The 19,553-nt window shown below is 69.7% G+C and carries 18 protein-coding genes and 1 pseudogene; 12 read left to right on the top strand and 7 right to left on the bottom strand.

The window, feature by feature from the left end; genetic code table 11:
• Positions 1-92 precede the first annotated feature (92 nt).
• The 10 genes and pseudogenes from phnG (at position 93) to phnE (ending at position 9,022) form a co-directional block, all read left to right on the top strand.
• Complete coding sequence (gene phnG, locus WS92_RS25655) at positions 93-587, top strand: phosphonate C-P lyase system protein PhnG (RefSeq protein ID WP_059930996.1); 495 nt, start codon at positions 93-95, stop codon at positions 585-587.
• Entirely contained in the window at positions 584-1,213 is a 630-nt protein-coding gene (gene phnH / locus WS92_RS25650) for a phosphonate C-P lyase system protein PhnH (protein WP_167359288.1), read from the top strand. Before phnG ends, phnH begins: the two co-directional genes overlap by 4 nt.
• Positions 1,207-2,400, top strand: coding sequence for a carbon-phosphorus lyase complex subunit (locus WS92_RS25645; RefSeq protein ID WP_059930994.1), 1,194 nt, complete (start codon positions 1,207-1,209; stop codon positions 2,398-2,400). The genes phnH and WS92_RS25645 overlap by 7 nt, the downstream gene beginning before the upstream one ends.
• Positions 2,397-3,326, top strand: a complete 930-nt coding sequence (locus WS92_RS25640) for an alpha-D-ribose 1-methylphosphonate 5-phosphate C-P-lyase PhnJ (RefSeq protein ID WP_006025337.1) — start codon at positions 2,397-2,399, stop codon at positions 3,324-3,326. The genes WS92_RS25645 and WS92_RS25640 overlap by 4 nt, the downstream gene beginning before the upstream one ends.
• Positions 3,323-4,093 (top strand): phosphonate C-P lyase system protein PhnK, encoded by a 771-nt coding sequence (gene phnK / locus WS92_RS25635; protein WP_006025338.1) that lies wholly within the window; start codon positions 3,323-3,325, stop codon positions 4,091-4,093. The genes WS92_RS25640 and phnK overlap by 4 nt, the downstream gene beginning before the upstream one ends.
• An 8-nt stretch (positions 4,094-4,101) precedes the next feature.
• A pseudogene (gene phnL / locus WS92_RS25630) lies at positions 4,102-4,906 on the top strand (phosphonate C-P lyase system protein PhnL).
• A gap of 11 nt (positions 4,907-4,917) precedes the next feature.
• Positions 4,918-6,051: an alpha-D-ribose 1-methylphosphonate 5-triphosphate diphosphatase gene (locus WS92_RS25625; RefSeq protein ID WP_059930989.1), complete on the top strand. Its 1,134-nt coding sequence runs from the start codon at positions 4,918-4,920 to the stop codon at positions 6,049-6,051.
• 187 nt (positions 6,052-6,238) lie between these two features.
• On the top strand, positions 6,239-7,138 hold the full coding sequence (gene phnC, locus WS92_RS25620; protein ID WP_059930987.1) for a phosphonate ABC transporter ATP-binding protein: 900 nt from the start codon (positions 6,239-6,241) through the stop codon (positions 7,136-7,138).
• 76 nt (positions 7,139-7,214) lie between these two features.
• Positions 7,215-8,210, top strand: a complete 996-nt coding sequence (gene phnD, locus WS92_RS25615) for a phosphonate ABC transporter substrate-binding protein (protein WP_015600420.1) — start codon at positions 7,215-7,217, stop codon at positions 8,208-8,210.
• Positions 8,207-9,022 carry a phosphonate ABC transporter, permease protein PhnE gene (phnE, locus tag WS92_RS25610; RefSeq protein ID WP_059930985.1) on the top strand — a complete coding sequence of 272 codons (816 nt, stop codon included), beginning with the start codon at positions 8,207-8,209 and terminating at the stop codon, positions 9,020-9,022. The genes phnD and phnE overlap by 4 nt, the downstream gene beginning before the upstream one ends.
• 59 nt (positions 9,023-9,081) lie before the next feature.
• Here the strand turns inward: phnE and proC are convergent, their stop codons facing one another.
• The 6 genes from proC to WS92_RS25580 form a co-directional block, all read right to left on the bottom strand.
• The gene (gene proC / locus WS92_RS25605; RefSeq protein WP_059930983.1) at positions 9,082-9,894 is read right to left on the bottom strand and encodes a pyrroline-5-carboxylate reductase; all 813 of its coding nucleotides are present in this window, start codon (positions 9,892-9,894) and stop codon (positions 9,082-9,084) included.
• A gap of 34 nt (positions 9,895-9,928) precedes the next feature.
• On the bottom strand, positions 9,929-10,627 hold the full coding sequence (locus WS92_RS25600) for a YggS family pyridoxal phosphate-dependent enzyme (RefSeq protein WP_015600401.1): 699 nt from the start codon (positions 10,625-10,627) through the stop codon (positions 9,929-9,931).
• A gap of 141 nt (positions 10,628-10,768) precedes the next feature.
• Positions 10,769-11,995, bottom strand: a complete 1,227-nt coding sequence (gene glcF / locus WS92_RS25595; RefSeq protein WP_006025346.1) for a glycolate oxidase subunit GlcF — start codon at positions 11,993-11,995, stop codon at positions 10,769-10,771.
• Between the two features lie 6 nt (positions 11,996-12,001).
• Positions 12,002-13,090 carry a glycolate oxidase subunit GlcE gene (gene glcE / locus WS92_RS25590; protein WP_059930981.1) on the bottom strand — a complete coding sequence of 363 codons (1,089 nt, stop codon included), beginning with the start codon at positions 13,088-13,090 and terminating at the stop codon, positions 12,002-12,004.
• Positions 13,091-13,190: 100 nt separating this feature from the next.
• A complete protein-coding gene (locus WS92_RS25585) occupies positions 13,191-14,684 on the bottom strand; it encodes an FAD-linked oxidase C-terminal domain-containing protein (protein WP_059931139.1) in 1,494 nt (497 codons plus the stop codon).
• Positions 14,685-14,755: 71 nt separating this feature from the next.
• A complete protein-coding gene (locus WS92_RS25580) occupies positions 14,756-16,162 on the bottom strand; it encodes an FAD-binding oxidoreductase (protein ID WP_059930979.1) in 1,407 nt (468 codons plus the stop codon).
• A 155-nt stretch (positions 16,163-16,317) separates the two neighbouring features.
• Here WS92_RS25580 and WS92_RS25575 point away from each other — a divergent pair, with 155 nt between their 5' ends.
• Together WS92_RS25575 and hmpA are read left to right on the top strand one after the other, a co-directional pair.
• Complete coding sequence (locus WS92_RS25575; RefSeq protein ID WP_006025351.1) at positions 16,318-16,869, top strand: cob(I)yrinic acid a,c-diamide adenosyltransferase; 552 nt, start codon at positions 16,318-16,320, stop codon at positions 16,867-16,869.
• Between the two features lie 120 nt (positions 16,870-16,989).
• A complete protein-coding gene (hmpA, locus tag WS92_RS25570; protein WP_059930977.1) occupies positions 16,990-18,198 on the top strand; it encodes an NO-inducible flavohemoprotein in 1,209 nt (402 codons plus the stop codon).
• 173 nt (positions 18,199-18,371) lie between these two features.
• On the opposite strand, the gene aroG is transcribed toward hmpA, so the two are convergent.
• Positions 18,372-19,445: a 3-deoxy-7-phosphoheptulonate synthase AroG gene (gene aroG / locus WS92_RS25565; protein ID WP_006025353.1), complete on the bottom strand. Its 1,074-nt coding sequence runs from the start codon at positions 19,443-19,445 to the stop codon at positions 18,372-18,374.
• Between the last annotated feature and the right edge of the window lie 108 nt (positions 19,446-19,553).

Raw genomic sequence — 19,553 nt, 5'->3', positions numbered from 1 at the left:
TCTGTGTCGACAAGTCGTATTTTACATATAGACGTCTAGACGTTTAGACAATCGGATGGTTAAATGCAGGCTCCGATTCCGATGGAGTTCAGATGAGCGCTTCAGCCGTTTCCTCCTCGCACGCCGCGCGACGCGACTGGCTCGCGGTGCTGGCGAAAATTCCCCGCGCCGAACTCGAAGGGGCGCTCGATCGCGCGCTCGACGGCGCGCCCGCGCCCGCGTTCGACTGGCTGCGCGCGCCGGAGACCGGGCTCGCGATGGTGCGCGGGCGTATCGGCGGCACGGGCGATCCGTTCAATCTCGGCGAGGCGACCGTCACGCGCGCCGCGCTGCGCTTGCGCGGCGCGTCGGGCGATCGCGCGAATGGCGCGACGGTCGGCATCGCATACGTGCTCGGCCGCGACAAGCGGCGCGCGGAGCTCGTCGCGCTTGCCGACGCGCTGTTGCAGACGCCGGAGCGCCAGGCGCGGCTGCGCGCCGCGCTGATCGAGCCGTTTCGCGCACGCCTTGCCGAAGCGCGCGCCGCGCGCTCGCGCGAAGTCGCGACGACGCGCGTCGAATTCTTCACGATGGTGCGAGGCGATTGACGATGATCGATACGCGTTTCTCGCTCGCCGACGTCGCCCCCGGCTTCGCGGACCCGGTGCAAGCCACGCAGCGCGTGTTCCGCACGCTGCTCGACGCGATGGCGCGCCCGGGCACGCCCGGGCGCATCGAGCCGGTCGGCGCGGGCGGCTCGGACGCCGCGCCCACGATGCGCGTCGCGCCCTCGGCGTTCGCTTCGCTTCTCACGCTGTGCGACGGCTCGACGCCGGTGTTTCTCGGCACGCCGGACGCGGCGCTCGCGTCGGCGCTGCGTTTCCATACGGGCGCGCCGATCGCGGACGATCCGCGCGCCGCCTGCTTCGCCTACATCGACGACGCGAGCGCGCTGCCGTCGCTGCGGCGCTTCGCGAGCGGCGAGCCGCAAGCGCCCGAGCATGCGGTGACGCTGTTCCTGCGCGTCGCGTCGCTGACGGACGGCGAGCCGCGCACGCTGCGCGGGCCAGGCATTCGCGATGCGCGCACGATCGCGCCGGCGGGCGTGCCCCACGCGTTCTGGCGCGAGCGCGCGCACTTCGTCCCGCGCTTTCCGCGTGGAATCGATTGCTATCTGGTGTGCGGCGATACGCTGATCGGCCTGCCGCGCACGACGATCGTGGAGGGATGCTGATGTACGTGGCGGTCAAGGGCGGCGAGCGCGCGATCGAGGCGTCGTGGCGTTTGCTCGAAGAAGCGCGGCGCGGCGCAACCGCCGTGCCCGAACTGAGCGTCGCGCAGATTCGCGGGCAGCAGCGCCTCGCGGTCGCGCGCGTGATGACGGAAGGCTCGCTGTACGACGAGGAGCTCGCGGCGCTCGCGATCAAGCAGGCGGCGGGCGATCTCGTCGAGGCGATCTTCCTGCTGCGCGCGTACCGGACGACGCTGCCGCGCTTCGGCTACACGGCGCCGATCGATACCGGCGCGATGCGGCTCGAGCGAAGGATCTCGGCGACGTTCAAGGACATTCCGGGCGGCCAGTTGCTCGGCCCGACCTACGATTACACGCAGCGGCTGCTCGATTTCGCGCTGCTCGCCGAAGGCGGCGCGCGGCGCGAGCCCGACGAAGCCGAACCGGCGCGAGCGACGGCCGATGCGGCAGCCGATGCGGCAGCGTCTGCGCCGCCGGCTCCGCGCGTGATCGCGCTGCTGAACGACGAGGGCCTGATCGAAGAGGAGCGGCCGACGGCGCACGCAGGCGCGCCGGGCGATCTGTCGCGCGAGCCGCTCGCGTTTCCGGCCGATCGCGCGACGCGCCTGCAGAACCTCGCGCGCGGCGACGAAGGCTTTCTGCTCGCGATGGGCTACGCGACGCAGCGCGGCTACGGCAACTCGCATCCGTTCGCGGGCGAGCTGCGCTTCGGCACCGTCGCCGTCGAGATGGCGCTCGACGAACTGGGCGGCGAGGCGATCGAGATCGGCGAGATCGACGTGACCGAGTGCCAGATGATCAATCATTTTTCGGGCGGCGACGGCGAGCCGCCGCGCTTCACGCAGGGCTACGGCCTCGCGTTCGGCCATTCGGAGCGCAAGGCGATTGCGATGGCGCTCGTCGATCGCGCGCTGCGCGCGTCCGAGCTCGGCGAAACCGCGAATTCGCCGCCGCAGGATCAGGAGTTCGTGCTGTCGCACAGCGACAACGTCGAGGCGTCCGGCTTCGTTCAGCATCTGAAGCTGCCGCACTACGTCGATTTCCAGTCCGAGCTCGAGCTCGTGAGACGCCTGCGTGCCGAACACGCGGTGCAGGCGAACGCGGACATGAACACGAATGCGCGCGCCGATGCCGAACGGGCCGACGCGCAAACCGAGGAGTCCCGATGAACGCGCCCGACCATCTCGCCGCGGCCGCGCCCGACGCGAGCGCCGCCGAAGGCTACAACTTCGCGTACCTCGACGAGCAGACGAAGCGGATGATCCGCCGCGCGCTGCTCAAGGCGGTCGCGGTGCCGGGCTATCAGGTGCCGTTCGCGTCGCGCGAGATGCCGCTGCCGTTCGGCTGGGGAACGGGCGGCATCCAGGTGACGGCGGCGCTGATCGGCCGCGACGACACGCTGAAGGTGATCGATCAGGGCTCCGACGAAACGACGAACGCGGTCAACATTCGCCGCTTCTTCGCGCGCACCGCGGGCGTCGCGACGACGAAGAAAACGGCCGACGCGACGATCATCCAGACGCGCCACCGCATTCCGGAGACGCCGCTCACCGAGCGCCAGATCCTCGTCTATCAGGTGCCGATGCCGGAGCCGCTCTTTCGCCTCGAGCCGCGAGCGACCGAATGCGCGAAGCTGCACGCGCATGCCGATTACGGGCTGATTCGCGTGAAGCTGTACGAGGACATCGTGCATCACGGCAGCATCGCGACGACGTACGATTACCCGGTGATCGTCAACGGCCGCTATCTGAGCTCGCCGTCGCCGATTCCGAAATTCGACAATCCGAAGCTGCACATGAACCCGGCGCTGCAACTGTTCGGCGCGGGGCGCGAGCGCCGCATCTACGCGATTGCGCCTTACACGCCGGTCGCGAGCCTCGATTTCGACGATCATCCGTTCGAAGTCCAGCGCTGGGATGCCGCGTGCGCGCTGTGCGGCTCGCGCGAGAGCTTTCTCGACGAGATGATCGTCGACGATCGCGGCACGCGCCGTTTCGTGTGCTCGGACAGCGACTATTGCAGCGAACGTCGCGGCGGCGGCGCGCGGCCGTCGCCGCAGCCCGACGCCGAACAACCGGTAGGAGAGACGACATGACGCCGCTTCTGAGCGCGCGCGGGCTGACGAAGCGCTTCGGCGGCCGCAACGGTTTCGCGAACGCGAGCTTCGATCTGTATCCGGGCGAAGTGCTGTGCATCGTCGGCGAATCGGGCTCCGGCAAGACGACGCTGCTGAACGTGCTGTCGCTGCAAACCGGGGCGGACGCGGGCGCGCTGCGCTATACGGGCCGCGACGGCGAGCGCATGGATCTGCTCGCGCTCGACGAGCCGCAGCGGCGCGCGCTGATGCGCACCGAATGGGGCTTCGTCACGCAGAACCCGCGCGACGGGCTGCGCGGCGGCGTGTCGGCGGGCGCGAACATCGGCGAGCCGTTGATGGCGGTCGGCGCGCGCCACTACGGGCGGCTGCGCGAGACGGCCGTCGACTGGATGACGCGCGTCGAGCTCGACCCCGCGCGGATCGACGATCTGCCGTCGACGTTCTCGGGCGGCATGCAGCAGCGCCTGCAGATCGCGCGCAATCTCGTGATCGGGCCGCGTCTCGTGTTCATGGACGAGCCGACCGCGGGGCTCGACGTGTCGGTGCAGGCGCGCCTGCTCGACCTGTTGCGCGCGCTCACGTCGACGCTCGCGCTGTCGATGCTGATCGTCACGCACGACATCGGCGTCGCGCGGCTGCTCGCGCACCGGCTGATGGTGATGCAGCGCGGCGAGATCGTCGAATCGGGGCTGACCGATCAGGTGCTCGACGATCCGCAACATCCGTACACGCAGATGCTCGTGTCGTCCGTTCTACCGGTATGAGGTTCGGGATGCAAACCATCGAATCGTTCGCTCCCGCTCGCGCATGCGATAACGCATTTGCCGACACATTTGCAAACAACGCGGCGCTGATGCTGCACGCGGTCGGCGTCGGCAAGACGTTCACGTTGCACGCGCACGGCGGCATGATGATCGACGCGCTCGATGACGTATCGCTCGATGTCGACGCGGGCGAGTGCGTCGCGCTCACCGGGCCGTCGGGCGCGGGCAAGAGCACGCTGCTGCGGTGCCTGTACGGCAACTATCTCGCGAGCCGCGGCGCGATCGCGGTGCGCGCCGGCGCACGCGCGGCGGACCACGTCGTGCTGACGGCGTCCGAGCCGCACGAGGTGATCGCGCTGCGGCGCGACGTGATCGGCTATGTGAGCCAGTTTCTGCGCGCGATCCCGCGGGTGCCGGCGCTCGCGCTCGTCGCCGCGCCGCTCGTCGCGCGCGGCGTGCCCGACGACGACGCGGCCGAGCGGGCGGCGCGCCTGCTCGAACGCCTGAACGTGCCGCGCCGGCTGTGGTCGCTCGCGCCCGCGACGTTCTCGGGCGGCGAGCAACAGCGCGTGAACATCGCGCGCGGCCTGATCGCCGAGCATCCGGTGCTGCTGCTCGACGAGCCCACGGCGTCGCTCGACGCGGAGAATCGCGACGTCGTCGCCGAGCTGATCGACGACGTGCGCCGGCGCGGCGCGGCGATCGTCGGCATCTTCCACGACGAGGCGACGCGCGAGCGCGTTGCGACGCGCTGTTTCCCGCTGCGCCCGCCGTTGCGGCGCGCGGCTGCCCTTCGATGAAGTGAACGCTTAGCGGAGCGAACGATGTTGATCAGCAATGCGCGCGTCGTCACGCGCGACGACGTTTTCATCGGCACCGTGCAGATCGACGGCGAATCGATCCGCGCGGTGTCGCGCGGGACGACCGCCGCGCGCGACGCCGACGATTGGGGGGGCGATTATCTGCTGCCCGGGCTCGTCGAGCTGCATACCGACAACCTGGAGAAGCATCTCGCGCCGCGGCCGGGCGTGTACTGGAACGTCGACGCGGCGTTCGTCACGCACGACGCGCAGGTCGCGGCGGCGGGCATCACGACGGTGTTCGACGCGCTCGCGATCGGCACGCGCCTGAACGTCGGCGTGCGCGGCCGCGACGTGCAGACGAAGTGCGCGGACGCGCTCGCGCGCTTCGCGTCGCACGGGCTGCTGCGCGCCGAGCACTTCCTGCATCTGCGCTGCGAGATCGCGACGGAGGACGTCATCGACGTATTCGATTCGCTCGCGGCGCATCCGCGCCTGCGGCTCGCGTCGGTGATGGACCATACGCCGGGGCAGCGGCAGTGGAAGGATCCGCAGCAATGGCGCAACTATCAGGAGCGGCATCGCAAGTGGACCGACGAGGAAGCGGCGACGACGATCGCCGAGCTGGCCGACGAGCAGCAGCGCTACGCGGATGCGCATCGGCACGCAATCGTCGCGCGCTGCCGCGCGCTCGGCGTGCCCGTCGCGAGCCACGACGACACGGTGATCGAGCACGTCGAGCAGGCGGCGCAAGAGGGCGTCGCGCTCGCCGAGTTCCCGACGACGCACGCGGCGGCCGAAGCGGCGCACGCGCACGGCATCGCGACGGTGATGGGCGCGCCGAACCTCGTGCGCGGCGGCTCGCATTCGGGCAATGTGTCGGCGCTCGCGCTCGCGCAGGCGGGGCTCCTCGACATCCTGTCGTCCGACTACGTGCCGTCGAGCCTGCTGTGCGCGGCGTTCGACCTCGTGCACAAGGCGGACTGGAGCCTGCCGCGCGCGATCGACACGGTGTCGTCTTCGCCCGCGCGTCATACGGGGCTTCACGATCGCGGCGAAATCGCGCCGGGGCTGCGCGCGGATTTCGTGCGCGTCGCGCTGCACGGCACGCTGCCCGTGCAGCGCGCGACGTATGTTCGCGGGCGTCGCGTCGTGTAGGGAGCCGAATCGATTCGCGACCGATTGAACGGGCCGGACCCTTCGGGACGGCCCGTTTTGCTTTCGACGCGAGGCGCGGCAAGACATCTAGACGTATATACGGATTCACCGGATTGTCATTGCGCGTGCGTACAGTGGCGTGCATCCGCTCTCCGGCCGCATCGGCCGGTCTCTCGACGGGAGTGTCATGGACGCCATCCGCATCGAACGTCTGTCGAAGACGTTCCCGAACGGCCGCAAAGGACTCGACGACATCGATCTCGCGATCGCGCCGGGCGAAATGGTCGCGCTGATCGGCGCGTCGGGCTCGGGCAAGTCGACGCTGCTGCGGCAGATCGCGAGCTTTTCGTCGAGCGACGCGCAGCCGTCGCGCATCGACATCTTCGGCCGATCGATTCAGCGCGACGGACGCATCGCGCGCGACGTGCGCCGCATGCGCCGCGACATCGGCTTCGTGTTTCAGCAGTTCAATCTCGTCAACCGGCTGTCCGTCGAGACGAACGTGCTGATCGGCGCGCTCGCGCGCGTGCCGATGTGGCGGCGGCTCGTCGGACGCTTTTCGCGCGCGGACCGCGCGCTCGCCGCGCAGGCGCTCGGCGAGGTCGGTATTGCCGAGCATGCGCGCGAGCGCGCGGCGAACCTGTCGGGCGGCCAGCAGCAGCGCGCGGCACTCGCGCGCTCGCTCGTGCAGCGCGCGCGGATCATCCTCGCCGACGAGCCGATCGCGTCGCTCGATCCGGCTTCGTCGCAGCGCGTGATGGAGATGCTGCGCGCGCTCAACGCGAATCATCGGCTGACCGTGCTCGTGTCGCTGCATCAGATCGACGTCGCGCTGCGGTTTTGTCCGCGCGCCGTCGCGTTGCGCGCGGGGCGCATCGTCTTCGACGGGCCGAGCGCCGCGCTCACGCGCGAGCGGCTCCACGCGCTGTACGGCGACGACGCGCATCTGCCGTTCGCCGTCGGCGACGAAGTGCGGGCCGTCGCATGCGGCGTGGTCGGCACGCGCGATGCGCACGAAATGCGCGATGAGCGCGATGAGCGCGACGCCTCGCCGCGCCGGATGTTCGCCGCCTCGTCCGTGCGATGACGCCGCTTGCACCGTGCGCCGCAATCGCGCGCGCCGGACGCTCCATTCACCCGACCACCTTGACGGAACCGAATCCATGAAACTGATCCGCTCCCTCGTCGCCTGCGCGGCCGCGTTTGCGTGCATTGCCGCCGCCCATGCGCAGACGCTGAATTTCGGCATCATCTCGACCGATTCGTCGGCGGTGCTCAAGCGCCGCTGGCAGCCGCTCATCGACGACATGAACCGCAAGACGGGCCTCGACGTGAAGGCGTTCTTCGCGACCGATTACGCGGGCATCATCGAGGGCATGCGCTTCAACAAGGTGCAGCTCGGCTACTTCGGCAACGCGTCGGCGCTCGAGGCGGTCGAGCGCTCGAACGGCGAGGTGTTCGCGAAGATCGTGCACGCGAACGGCGAAGCCGGCTACTACTCGGTGCTGATCACGAACGCGAACAGCCGCTTCAAGACGCTCGATGACGTGTTCAGGAACCCGAAGGACGTGACGCTCGGCTTCGGCGATCCGAACTCGACATCCGGCGCGCTCGTGCCCGCGTACTATCTGTTCGCGCAGCGCGGCGTAGCGGTGCGCACCGCGTTCAAGACGGTGCTGCCGTCGAGCCACGAAGGCAATCTGCTCGCGGTGGTCAACGACAAGATCGACATCGCGACGAACAACACCGACGTGCTCGGCATGCTGAAGAAGCAGCATCCGGATCAATACGCGCGGGTGCGCGTGCTGTGGACGTCGCCGCAGATCGCGTCCGATCCGCTCGTGTGGCGCAAGGATTTGCCCGAGGCGACGAAGCAGACGCTGCGCGATTTCTTCTACCGCTACGCGAAGACCGATCCGCACGAGAAAGAGGTGATGGCGGGCATTCGCAACCTGGTCGGTTTCGCGCCGTCGTCGGACGCGCAACTGATTCCGGTGCGCAAGATCGTACTCTTCCAGCAGAAGCAGAAGATCGAGGCGGACGCGACGCTGTCGGGCGATGCGCGCCGCGCGCAGCTCGCGGCGCTCGATGCGAAGCTCGCCGCGCTCGACGCATCCGGCGCGGCGGATGCCGCCCGCGCGCAGGCGGACAAGCCATGAACGCGCGCGAGCCGGCGGGCGCGGCGCCCGGCGAACCGATCGCGCCGATGGGCGACGCGCGCCGCGGCTGGCGCACATGGCTCGCATGGGCGCTCGCGTTCGCGATTCTCGGCGGTACGTGGCGCAGCGCCGACATGCGGCCGCTCGATCTGCTCGCCGAGTCCGCGAACATGGGCGAGTTCGCGCGCGGCTTCTTTCCGCCCGACTTCTCCGAATGGCGGCACTACGCGAGCGAGATGGGCGTGACGCTGTCGATCGCGCTATGGGGCACGGCGCTCTCGATCGTGAGCGCCGTGCCGTTCGGGCTGATGTCGGCGCGCAACATCGCGCCCGCGTGGCTGCTGCATCCGGTGCGGCGCGCGATGGACTGTTGCCGCGCGATCAACGAGATGGTGTTCGCGATGCTGTTCATCGTCGCCGTCGGCCTGGGCCCGTTCTCCGGCGTGCTCGCGCTGTGGGTCCACACGACGGGCGTGCTCGCGAAGCTTTTCGCGGAGGCGGTCGAGGCGATCGATCCGCGTCCGGCCGAGGGCGTGCGCGCGACGGGCGCGACGCCGCTCGACGAGATCGTCTATGCGGTGCTGCCGCAGGTGCTGCCGTTGTGGATCTCGTACGCGCTGTACCGGTTCGAATCGAACATGCGCTCGGCGATGGTGGTCGGGATGGTCGGCGCGGGCGGCGTCGGCGTCGTGCTGTACGAAGCGATTCGCTCGTTCGACTATGCGCAGACGGCGGCGCTCCTCGTCATCGTCATTGCGGTCGTCACGCTGATCGACATGACGTCCGCGTGGCTGCGGGCGAGGGCGATTTGATGCGCAACGCGATGCGCGGATCGCGAGTGCCGTGCGGACGTGCAGCGCGCCGCCGGTCATCAAGCTCCGCCGAGCTCGTCGCCCATTTCCTTCGCGCGCGCCTGCGCGGCGAGCACGCCGCGCACGATCGCATCCTTCACGTGCTGCGCGTCGAACGACGCGAGCGCGGCCGCCGTCGTGCCGCCCTTCGACGTCACGCGCTCGCGCAGCACGCTCGCGGCCTCGCCCGACTGCACCGCGAGCTGCGCGGCGCCCGCGAACGTCGCGACCGCGAGCGCGCGGCCCTGCTCGTCGCTCATGCCGAGCTGGCGCGCCGCTTCCTGCAGCGCCTCGATGAAATAGAACACGTACGCGGGGCCGCTGCCCGAGATCGCGGTGACGGCGTCGAGCTGCGATTCATCGTCGAACCAGACCGTCTCGCCGACCGCGCCGAGCACCTTCGATGCGAGATCGCGGCCCGCCGCGTCGACGCCCGGCAGCGCGGACAGGCCGGTCACGCCGAGGCCGACGAGCGCCGGCGTGTTCGGCATGGTGCGCACGACGCGCGCGTAATCGCCGAGCCAGCGCGACAGGTCCGTGCCGCGAATGCCGGCCGCGATGCTGACGACGAGCTGCGTCGACAGATGCGGCGCGAGCGCGGTCGCGACGTCCTTGAGCGCCTGCGGCTTCACGGCGAGCACGATCGCGTCGTAGCCGGCGAGCGCGGCGTCGATGGCGGCCGCCGTGCGCACGCCGAATTGCGCTTGCGCGCGCTGGCGCGCGTCTTCGTTGACGTCGACGGCGAGCAGCTCGCTTGCCGCGACGCCGCGCTTGACGAGTCCGCCGATCAACGCGGCGGCCATGTTGCCGCCGCCGATGAATGCGATTTTCATGATGAATGAGACCGTTGAGAGAGAAGTGACGGGTTCAGTGGGCGTAGTCGCGCGCGCCGAAGATCGCGGTGCCGATTCGCACGATCGTCGCGCCTTCGGCGACCGCGGCCTCTAGGTCGTCAGACATGCCCATCGACAGCGTGTCGAGCGCGAGCCCGCCCGCGCGCAGTTGCTCGAGGAGCGCATGCAGCGCGCGATGCGGCGCGCGCTTCGCTTCGGGATCGGTCGCGGGCTCGGGGATCGCCATCAGGCCGCGCAGCCGCAGCGCGGGCAGCGCGGCGATCGCGCGCGCGAGCTCGGCCGCGTCCGCGGGCGCGACGCCGCTCTTCGACGCCTCGCCGCTGATGTTCACCTGCACGCAGACGTTCAACGGCGGCAGGTGCGCGGGCCGCTGCCCGGACAGGCGCTGCGCGATCTTCAGCCGGTCGACCGTATGCACCCAGTCGAAGCGCTCGGCGACGGGCCGCGTCTTGTTCGACTGCAGCGGACCGATGAAATGCCATTCGAGCTCGGCGCGCAGATCGGCGAGCGTGTCGATCTTGTCGATCGATTCCTGCACGTAGTTCTCGCCGAACGCGCGTTGGCCGGCCGCGTGCGCGGCGCGCACCGCGTCGGCCGGAAACGTCTTCGACACCGCGAGCAGCGTGACCGCGCGCGGATCGCGGCCGGCCGCGCGGGCGGCGTCGTCGATGCGGCGATGAACGGAGGCGAAGCGGGCGGCGAGATCGGACATGGCAGGACGAACGAAACGTGAGACGCGCGCCGGCACGGCGTGCCGCGGCGCGCGACGAATGCGGGAATTATACGGATAACCGGCGCAAACGACCGGCGCAAACGACCGGCGCGTGCGAAGCGCGGCATGCGCCGCGCGGCGTCAGCCGTACAGCAGGTTCTCGACGAGCTGCACCCAGTGCACGACGGGCACCGGCGTGCCGCTTTGCAGATGTGCGATGCAGCCGATGTTCGCCGATACGATCATCTGCGGCTCGGTCGCCTGCAGCTTCGCGAGCTTCTGCTTGCGCAGCTTGTACGCGAGCGACGGCTGCGTGAGCGAGTAGGTGCCCGCCGAGCCGCAGCACAGATGGCTGTCGGCGGGCAGCCGCACTTCGATGCCGAGCGCCTCCAGCAGCCGCTCGACCTTGCCGCGCAACTGCTGGCCGTGCTGCAGCGTGCACGGCGGATGGTAGGCGACCGTGTGGATCGCGCGCCGGCGCGTGAGCGCGATCAGCTCGGCTTCGAAGCCGCCGAGCAGCTCCGACAGGTCCTTCGTCAGCTCGACGATGCGGCGCGCCTTGTCCGCGTACGCCGGATCGCCGCGCAGCAGGTGCGCGTACTCGCGCACCGTCGCGCCGCAGCCGGACGCGTTCATCACGATCGCCTCGACGCCGCGCTCGACGTGCGGCCACCACGCGTCGATGTTGCGGCGCGCGTCGTCGAGCGCCTCGTCGTGATAGCCGAGGTGCAGCCGGATCGCGCCGCAGCAGCCGGCTTCCGGCGCGACCACGGTCTCGATGCCGAGCGCGTCGAGCACGCGCGCGGTCGCGATGTTGATGTTCGGCATCATCGACGGCTGCACGCAGCCCGCGAGCATCAGCACGCGGCGCTCGCGCGGCGTGCTCGGCCACGCGAGCAGGCGCGCGCGCGGCGGCACCTTGTCGCGCAGCCGCTTCGGCAGCAACGGCCGCACGTGCTGGCCGAGCCGCATCACGGGCGCGAACACGGCGGCGTTCGGCACGAAGCTCGCGAGCAGGCGCCGCACGATCCGCTGCGACAGCGGCCGCGACACCTTCGTCTCGATGACCTTGCGCCCGATGTCGACGAGCCGGCCGTATTCGACGCCCGACGGGCAGGTCGTCTCGCAACTGCGGCACGTGAGGCAGCGGTCGAGATGCTGCTGCGTGCTGCGCGTCACCTCCGCGCCCTCGAGCATCTGCTTGATCAGGTAGATGCGTCCGCGCGGGCCGTCGAGCTCGTCGCCGAGCAACTGGTAGGTCGGGCAGGTCGCGGTGCAGAAGCCGCAGTGCACGCACCTGCGCAGGATCGCGTCGGCGTCGTCGCCGTCGGGCGTATGGCGGATGAAATCGGCGAGGTTCGTCTGCATCGCGCTTTAGAGATCGGGGTAGAGCCGGCCGCGGTTGAAGATGCGCGCCGGATCGAACGCCGTCTTCAGGCCGCGATGGATTTTCATCAGCGGCGCGGGCAGCGGCGTGAACACGCCCGCGCTCCTGTCGTAGCTTTCGCTCGCGCGAAAGAGCGTCGCGTGACCGCCCGCCTGCTTCGCGCTCATGCGCACCGTCTGCGCGTCGGCGTCGGTGATCCACCAGCGCTGCGCGCCGCCCCATTCCATCATCTGCGTGCCGGGCAGTTGCATCGGCTCGGTGATCGACGGCAGCGACAGCCGCCAGAGCGCGTGGCCCGGCGCGAGCGACGAGAAGAACGGGTCGTTCTGCTCGCGCACGCCTTCCCAGAAGCGCTCGGCCTCGACCGCGTCGACGGCTTCGCCGCCGAGCGCGTTCTTCGCGCTCTTCACGGCCGCTTCCGCGCCCGACAGGCGCAGCACGAGCGTGCCGTAGCGCCACGCGCTCGCGGACAGCGGAAACGGGCGGCCCGCCCATTCGTTGAGCTTGCGCACCGCGTCGGTCGCGCTCATGTCGAACTTCAGCGTGACCTCGGCGGCGGGGACGGGCAGCACCTTGATCGACAGCTCGAGCATCAGCCCGAGCGTGCCGAGCGAGCCCGCCATCAGCCGCGACACGTCGTAGCCCGCGACGTTCTTCACGACCTGCCCGCCGAAGCGCAGCATGTCGCCGCGGCCGTTCAGGATCGTCACGCCGAGCACGAAGTCGCGCGGCGCGCCCGTCGTCGCGCGGCGCGGGCCGGCCAAGCCCGCCGCGACCGCGCCGCCGGCCGTCGCGCCGCGGCCGAAGTGCGGCGGCTCGAACGGCAGCATCTGGCCGCGCTCGGCGAGCGTCGCCTCGAGTTCGGCGAGCGACGTGCCCGCGCGCGCGGTGACGACGAGCTCGGCCGGGTCGTACGACACGATGCCGTGATGCGCGCGCGTATCGAGAATTTCCCCGTCGAGCGTTTGGCCGTACCAGTCCTTCGTGCCGCCGCCGCGTATGCGCAGCGCGCGGCCGCTCGCCGCGGCGTCGCGGATGCGCGCGGCCCAGCCTGCGACGATGTCGTCCTCTTCCATGACGTTGTGTTTCGTTGTTCGTTCCGGTCGATTTTACCGGGGTGGCGCGATCGCACAGTCGGGCCGAACCCCTAAGCTCCCCTCGGGCCGCACGGCGGCGTCAGAAGCGCGGCAGGTCCGGACGCGGCAGCAGCCCGCCGCGCACGTGCATCCGGCCGTATTCGGCGCAGCGCGCGCGGGTTGGAATCCCCTTGTCCGGATTCAGCAGCTCGGGCGGATCGAACGCGCGCTTGACCGCGAAGAACGCATCGCACTCTTCGCGCGAGAACTGCACGCACATCGAGTTCAGCTTCTCGACGCCGACGCCGTGCTCGCCCGTCACCGTGCCGCCGAATTCGACGCAGCTCTCGAGGATCTCCGCGCCGAACGCCTCCGCGCGGTGCAGCTCGTCGGCGTCGTTCGCGTTGAACAGGATGAGCGGGTGCATGTTGCCGTCGCCCGCGTGGAACACGTTGATGCAGCGCAGCCCGTACTTCACCTCCATCTGCTCGATGCGCGCGAGGAGCGGCCCGATCGCGCGGCGCGGCACCGTGCCGTCCATGCAGTAATAGTCGGGAGAAATGCGGCCCGCAGCCGGGAACGCGTTCTTGCGGCCCGACCAGAAGCGCAGCCGCTCGGCCTCGCTGCGCGACACCTGGATGCGCGTCGCGCCGTGCTCGCGCAGCACCGCGGTCATCCGCACGATTTCCTCGGCGACTTCCTCCTGCGTGCCGTCCGATTCGCACAACAGGATCGCGGCCGCGTCGAGGTCGTAGCCCGCGTGCGTGAACGCCTCGACCGCCTGCGTCGCCGGCTTGTCCATCATTTCGAGGCCGGCCGGAATGATGCCCGACGCGATGATCGCGGCGACCGCCTCGCCGCCCTTCACGACGTCGTCGAAGCTCGCCATCACGAGCTGCGCGCACTGCGGCTTTGGGATCAGGCGAACCGTGACCTCGGTGACGACGATGAACATGCCTTCGCTGCCGATCGTGACGGCGAGCAGGTCGAGGCCGGGCGTGTCGGGCGCGAGCGAGCCGAACTCGACGATCTCGCCGTCGATCGTCACGCCGCGCACGCGCAGCACGTTGTGGCACGTGAGCCCGTACTTCAGGCAATGGACGCCGCCCGAGTTCTCGGACACGTTGCCGCCGATCGTGCACGCGATCTGCGACGAAGGATCGGGCGCGTAGTAGAGGCCATACGGCGCGGCGGCCTCGGAGATCGCGAGATTGCGCACGCCGGGCTGAACGGTCGCCGTGCGCGCATAGGAATCGACTTCGACGATCCGCGTGAAGCGCGCGAGCGACAGCACGACGCCGTGCCCGATCGGCAGCGCGCCGCCCGACAGGCTCGTGCCCGCGCCGCGCGGCACGATCGGCACGTCCATGCGCCGGCAGATCTGCACGATCCGCTGCACCTGCGATTCGGTCTCCGGCAGCGCGACCGCGAGCGGCAGCCGGCGGTATGCGGAGAGCGCGTCGCACTCGTAAGCAGCCGTGTCCTCGTCGCGATGCAGCAGGCAATGGGTCGGCAGCACGGCCATCAGCGCCTGCACGACTTCGCGCTGGCGCTGCGCGCGCAGATCGGCCGACAGTTCGGCGGGGGCGTTCATGTCTGCTCCTGTTGCGCGACGCGCGGCGCGCGGCGCGTGGTCGTTCGATCTCGTCGCCGGCGTCGTCGTTTTCATGCGTCGATCGTGAAGATCTTGCCGGGGTTCATCAGGTTGTGCGGATCGAGCGCGCGCTTGATCGCGCGCATCGCGTCGACCGCGTTCTCGCCGTGCTCGGCCGCGAGAAAGCGCATCTTGTGCAGCCCGACGCCGTGCTCGCCCGTGCAGGTGCCGCTCATGCGCAGCGCGCGCTCGACGATCCGGTCGTTGAGCGCCTCGGCTTCGGCGAGCTCCTCGGGCTTCGCCGGATCGACGAGGATCGCGACGTGGAAGTTGCCGTCGCCGACGTGACCGACGATCGGGCACGGCAGCGACGACGCGTTCAGGTCGGCTTCGGTTTCCCCGACGCACGCGGCGAGCTGCGAGATCGGCACGCAGACGTCGGTCGTCACCGCGCGGCAGCCGGGCTTCAGTTGCAGCATCGAGAAATACGCGTGGTGGCGCGCGGACCAGAGGCGCGTGCGATCCTCGGGGCGCGTCGCCCATTCGAAGCCCAGGCCGCCGTTCTGCCCGGCGAGCGCCTCGACTTGCTGAGCCTGCTCGCGCACGCCCGATTCGGTGCCGTGGAATTCGAAGAAGAGCGTCGGCGCCTCGGCGAGCCCGAGATGCGCGTTGCGATTGATCGCGCGCACGGCGAGCGCGTCGACGAACTCGACGCGCGCGATCGGCACGCCGATCTGGATCGTCTCGATCACGGTGCGCGCGGCGGCGCTCATCGACGGAAAAGCGCACACGGCGGCCGACACGGCCTCGGGCAGCGGATGCAGGCGCAGCGTGATTTCGGTGATCACGCCGAGCGTGCCTTCGGAGCCGACGAAAAGACGCGTGAGATCGTAGCCCGCCGCCGACTTGCGCGCGCGCGTGCCCGTCTTCACGACGCGGCCGTCCGCGAGCACGGCGGTGAGGCCGAGCACGTTCTCGCGCATCGTGCCGTAGCGCACCGCGTTCGTGCCCGACGCGCGGGTCGCGGTCATCCCGCCGATGCTCGCGTCCGCGCCGGGGTCGATCGGGAAGAAGAGGCCGGTGTCGCGCAGCGCGTCGTTCAGCGCGCGGCGCGTGAGCCCGGGCTCGACGGTCGCGGTCAGATCGTCGGCGTCGATCGACAGCACGCGGTTCATCTCCGACAGATCGAGCGACACGCCGCCGCGCACCGCGAGCAGATGGCCTTCGAGTGACGAGCCGACGCCATACGGGATCAGCGGCACGTCGTGCCGCGCGCAGAGGAGGACGGCGTCGCGCACGTCGTCGGCCGTGTGCGCGAACACGACGGCGTCGGGCAGTTGCGGGTCGAACGGCGATTCGTCGCGGCCGTGATGGGCGCGCACCGCCTGCGCGACCGACAGGCGCGCGCCGAACCGGGCGGCGAGCGCGTCGACGAAGGCGGCGGGAAGCGGGCGATGCGGCGGGGCGGGGTGGTTCACGCGGGTCTCCTTGGAGGCGATCTTTATGGCACGCGCCGCGGCGAGGCGGACCGGATCATTCTACGCCCGAATGGATGCGCGCCGCCCCGGACGCGGCTGCGATAATAGGGATTTCACCGACGCGGCGCGCGCCGCCGCCAACGACGGGAGGCACAATGGGCAAGCGCTTGAGCAAGATAGCGACCCGCACGGGCGACGACGGCACGACGGGCCTCGGCGACGGCAGCCGCGTGCGCAAGGACGACGCGCGGATCGCGGCGATCGGCGATGTCGACGAACTGAATTCGCAACTCGGCGTGCTGCTCGCCGAGCCGCTGCCGGACGACGTCCGCGCGGCGCTTTCGACGATCCAGCACGATCTGTTCGATCTGGGCGGCGAGCTCTGCATTCCGGGGCGCGCGGCGATCACCGACGCGCATCTCGCGCGTCTGGACGACTGGCTCGCGCACTACAACGGGCAACTGCCGCCGCTCGATGAATTCATCCTGCCGGGCGGCGCGCGCGGCGCGGCGCTTGCGCACGTGTGCCGGACCGTCTGCCGGCGCGCGGAGCGCTCGATCGTCGCGCTCGGCGCGCACGAGCCGCTCAACGCGCCGCCGCGCCGCTACGTGAACCGGCTGTCGGATCTGCTGTTCGTGCTCGCGCGGGTGCTGAACCGCGCGGCGGGCGGAGCCGACGTGCTGTGGGACCGCGCGCGCGCGCAATGAACGCGTTGATGCGCATCATTGCAATCGCAGGCCCGTTGTGGCGAGGTGCGACAATTTGACCGCCGGGCGCGCGTCCATAAAGATGTATCGTCTTCGAATGTTTAACGGAGGAATACTTTCATGACGCAGATGACTGCCGAGCAAATGGCCCGAGTGAAAGCGACCGCCCCGGTTCTCGCGGAGCACGGCACGACGATCACGAAGCATTTTTATCAGCGGATGTTCGGGCGTCACCCCGAGCTGAAGAACGTCTTCAACCAGACGCACCAGAAGACGGGCAGCCAGCCGGAGACGCTCGCGAAGGCGGTCTACGCGTACGCGGCGAACATCGACAACCTCGGCGCGCTCGGCGGCGCCGTGTCGCGGATCGCGCACAAGCACGCGAGCCTGAACATCCGGCCGGAGCACTATCCGATCGTGGGCGAGAACCTGCTCGCGTCGATCGTCGAGGTGCTCGGCGACGCGGTGGACGCGGACACGCTCGAAGCGTGGCGCATCGCGTACGGCCAGCTCGCGACGATCCTGATCGGCGCGGAGGCGAACCTGTACGAGCGCGCCGCGTGGAGCGGCTTCCGTCCGTTCAAGGTCGCGCAGAAGGTGCGCGAGAGCGACGAGATCACGTCTTTTTACCTGACGCCCGCCGACGGCGGCGTGGCGCCCGGGTTCGAGCCGGGCCAGTACGTGTCGGTGAAGCGCTTCGTCGGCGACATGGGCGTCGATCAGCCGCGCCAGTACAGTCTGTCCGACGCGCCGCACGGCAAATGGCTGCGCATCTCGGTCAAGCGCGAAGCGGGGCGCAGCGAGCAAGTGCCGGCGGGCAAGGTGTCGACGCTGATGCACGATGGCGTCGACGCCGATTCGATCGTCGAAGTCACCGCGCCGATGGGCGACTTCACGCTGAACCGCAACGCGTCGACGCCTGTCGTGCTGATTTCGGGCGGCGTCGGGATCACGCCGATGATGTCGATGGCGTCGACGCTCGTCGCGTCGGGCAGCGAGCGCGAGGTGCGGTTCCTGCACGCATGCCGGTCGGCGAGCGTGCACGCGTTCCGCGACTGGCTGAACGACACGACGGACGCGCATCCGAACGTGAAGCGCGCGGTGTTCTACGAGGAAGTCGGCCCGAACGACCGCGCCGGCGTCGATCACGACTACGAAGGCCGGATCACGCCGGCCGCGCTCGAGCGCCACGCGCTCGTGCCGGACGCCGACTACTACGTCTGCGGGCCGATCGCGTTCATGAAGCAGCAACGCGATGCGCTCGTCGCGCTCGGCGTCGCGCCGGAGCGCGTGCAGACGGAAATCTTCGGTTCGGGCGCGCTCGAATGACGAAACATCGGCGAACGACGCACGTTCGCTGAAGCGAAACGAAAAAGCCCGGCGCGATGCGTCGGGTTTTTTTGCTGGGCAGTGCTCGCCCGGAACCGAGCCGGAGTCAGGCCGGCTCTGGACGGCTCTGGACGGCCTGCTCGTGGCGCACGGGGCTGCGCTTCGCCGCGCGCTCAGTTGCCGCTGCCGCGCGCGACGCGCCGCGCCTTCACCGCGTCGGCGAGCCCTTCGAGCACCTTTACGCTGTCGTCCCAGTTGATGCACGCGTCGGTGATGCTCTGGCCGTACGTGAGCGGGCAGCCGTCCTTCAGGTCCTGGCGGCCTTCGACGAGGTGCGACTCGACCATCACGCCGACGATGCGCTCGTCGCCCGCCGCGAGCTGGCGGCCGATGTCCGCGCACACGGGAATCTGGTTCTCGTGCTTCTTCGAGCTGTTCGCGTGGCTTGCGTCGATCATCAGGCGCGCGGCGAGGCCCGACTTGCCGATGTCCGCGCACGCGATGTTCACGCTGTTGGCGTCGTAGTTCGGCGTCTTGCCGCCGCGCAGGATCACGTGGCAGTCCTCGTTGCCGGCCGTCGACACGATCGCCGAGTGGCCGCCCTTCGTCACCGACAGGAAATGGTGCGGCTGCGACGCGGCCTTGATCGCATCGACCGCGATCTTCACGTTGCCGTCGGTGCCGTTCTTGAAGCCGACCGGGCACGACAGCCCCGATGCGAGCTCGCGGTGCACCTGCGACTCGGTCGTGCGCGCGCCGATCGCGCCCCACGAGATCAGATCGGCGATGTACTGCGGGCTGATCATGTCGAGGTACTCGGTGCCGGCGGGCAGCCCCATCTCGTTGATCTGCAGCAGCAGCTCGCGCGCGGTGCGCAGGCCGTCGTTGATCTTGAAGCTGTTGTCGAGGTGCGGATCGTTGATGAGCCCCTTCCAGCCGACCGTCGTGCGCGGCTTCTCGAAGTACACGCGCATCACGATCTCGAGCTCGTCCGCAAAGCGCTCGCGCTCCTTGACGAGCCGGCCCGCGTATTCGAGCGCCGCCTTCGTGTCGTGGATCGAGCACGGCCCGATGACGACGATCAGGCGATCGTCCATCCCGTGCAGGATCCGGTGCATCGCCTGGCGCGCGTTGTAGATGAGCTCCGACACCGCCTCGCTGAGCGCGAATTCGCGGATCAGGTGAGCGGGCGGAGTCAGCTCCTTCAGTTCTCGGATGCGGACGTCGTCGGTATTGTGCGGGGGCATGCTTGAGTTCTCCGGTTCGGTGCGCCGCCCGGCTGCGTGCGCGGGGCGGCTGGCTGTTCAATTCGACAAATCGGTGATTCGGGAAAGCCGGTGGTTCGGCCCGTCAGC

Origin of the sequence: Burkholderia sp. MSMB1588 (assembly GCF_001546925.1) — a bacterium.
GTDB lineage: Bacteria > Pseudomonadota > Gammaproteobacteria > Burkholderiales > Burkholderiaceae > Burkholderia > Burkholderia humptydooensis.
The sequence above is the reverse complement of the archived record's forward strand: the minus strand, read 5'-3'. Positions and strand labels throughout refer to the sequence as shown.

Bases quoted from the DNA above. Each gene is read 5' to 3' on its own strand.
- WS92_RS25575 (WP_006025351.1), top strand. From the start codon at position 16,318: ATGGGCAAGCGCTTGAGCAAGATAGCGACCCGCACGGGCGACGACGGC.
- aroG (WP_006025353.1), bottom strand. From the start codon at position 19,445: ATGCCCCCGCACAATACCGACGACGTCCGCATCCGAGAACTGAAGGAG.
- WS92_RS25640 (WP_006025337.1), top strand. From the start codon at position 2,397: ATGAACGCGCCCGACCATCTCGCCGCGGCCGCGCCCGACGCGAGCGCC.
- WS92_RS25585 (WP_059931139.1), bottom strand. From the start codon at position 14,684: ATGAACGCCCCCGCCGAACTGTCGGCCGATCTGCGCGCGCAGCGCCAG.
- WS92_RS25645 (WP_059930994.1), top strand. From the start codon at position 1,207: ATGCTGATGTACGTGGCGGTCAAGGGCGGCGAGCGCGCGATCGAGGCG.
- phnG (WP_059930996.1), top strand. From the start codon at position 93: ATGAGCGCTTCAGCCGTTTCCTCCTCGCACGCCGCGCGACGCGACTGG.
- glcF (WP_006025346.1), bottom strand. From the start codon at position 11,995: ATGCAGACGAACCTCGCCGATTTCATCCGCCATACGCCCGACGGCGAC.
- phnC (WP_059930987.1), top strand. From the start codon at position 6,239: ATGGACGCCATCCGCATCGAACGTCTGTCGAAGACGTTCCCGAACGGC.
- phnK (WP_006025338.1), top strand. From the start codon at position 3,323: ATGACGCCGCTTCTGAGCGCGCGCGGGCTGACGAAGCGCTTCGGCGGC.
- phnE (WP_059930985.1), top strand. From the start codon at position 8,207: ATGAACGCGCGCGAGCCGGCGGGCGCGGCGCCCGGCGAACCGATCGCG.
- WS92_RS25600 (WP_015600401.1), bottom strand. From the start codon at position 10,627: ATGTCCGATCTCGCCGCCCGCTTCGCCTCCGTTCATCGCCGCATCGAC.
- glcE (WP_059930981.1), bottom strand. From the start codon at position 13,090: ATGGAAGAGGACGACATCGTCGCAGGCTGGGCCGCGCGCATCCGCGAC.
- hmpA (WP_059930977.1), top strand. From the start codon at position 16,990: ATGACGCAGATGACTGCCGAGCAAATGGCCCGAGTGAAAGCGACCGCC.
- phnD (WP_015600420.1), top strand. From the start codon at position 7,215: ATGAAACTGATCCGCTCCCTCGTCGCCTGCGCGGCCGCGTTTGCGTGC.
- proC (WP_059930983.1), bottom strand. From the start codon at position 9,894: ATGAAAATCGCATTCATCGGCGGCGGCAACATGGCCGCCGCGTTGATC.
- WS92_RS25625 (WP_059930989.1), top strand. From the start codon at position 4,918: ATGTTGATCAGCAATGCGCGCGTCGTCACGCGCGACGACGTTTTCATC.